Source organism: Herbaspirillum sp. B65 (assembly GCF_000333555.1).
In the GTDB taxonomy this organism is placed as follows: domain Bacteria; phylum Pseudomonadota; class Gammaproteobacteria; order Burkholderiales; family Burkholderiaceae_D; genus Herbaspirillum; species Herbaspirillum rubrisubalbicans.
The window spans coordinates 1-870 of the sequence record NZ_BADI01001098.1; the positions used below are offsets into that span (position 1 = coordinate 1).

1 pseudogene is annotated in these 870 nt (G+C 59.1%); it reads right to left on the reverse strand.

The annotated features are described in order from the left end of the window. Nucleotides 1–6: 6 nt before the first annotated feature. Nucleotides 7–603, reverse strand: a pseudogene (locus I5W_RS25955) (DUF933 domain-containing protein); the annotation flags it as partial. Nucleotides 604–870 lie beyond the last annotated feature (267 nt).

The following is an 870-nucleotide window of genomic DNA, read 5'->3' on the forward strand; positions in this document are numbered from 1 at the left end:
GAATTCTCAATCCCCATCCTTGACCACATACTCCTTGCCTTCCGCGCGCATCTTGCCCGCTTCCTTGGCCCCCGCCTCACCCTTGAAGGCGATGAAGTCTTCAAAGGCAATGGTCTGCGCACGAATGAAACCGCGCTCGAAGTCGGTGTGGATCACGCCAGCCGCCTGCGGGCCGGTGGCGCCGACCGGAATCGTCCAGGCGCGCACTTCCTTTACGCCGGCGGTGAAGTAGGTCTGCAAGCCCAAGAGCTTGAAGGCGGCGCGGATCAAGCGGTCCAGGCCGGGTTCTTCCATGCCCATGTCGGCCAGGAAGTCGGCCTTGTCGGCGTCGTCCAGGTCGGCGATCTCGGCTTCGATGGCCGCGCAGATGGCCACGATGGGGGCGTTCTGTTCCTGGGCATAGGTGGTCAACTGGTCCAGCAGCGGGTTGTTGGTGAAGCCGCTGTCGGACACGTTGGCCACGTACATGGCCGGCTTGGCGGTGATCAGGCACAGCGGCTTGATCAGCAGCATTTCTTCGGCATCCAGGCCCAGGGCGCGCACCGGCTTGGCTTCGTCCAGCGCCGGCATGATGCGTTCCAGCAGGGCCACCAGCTTGGCGGCACCGGCCTTCTCTTTGCATATTCTTGTTCCGTTTCCCCCTTGCGTACTAGTTGCAGCTTTTGTGCGTCTCCTTTTCGGAAGTCTGTCGCTGCTTCCCCCGGCGTAATCACTTCATACATTGTGCGTAAATATCGGTCCAGACCGCGTTCACTTCGGAACTTCCACCAACCTGTTTCGTGACCAACTTGAGCTAAAAAGTGGGAACAACGAAATGGGGAGGTCGCGATGAGATATTTTCGAAGAACTTTGTTAGATGCAATTCGTATG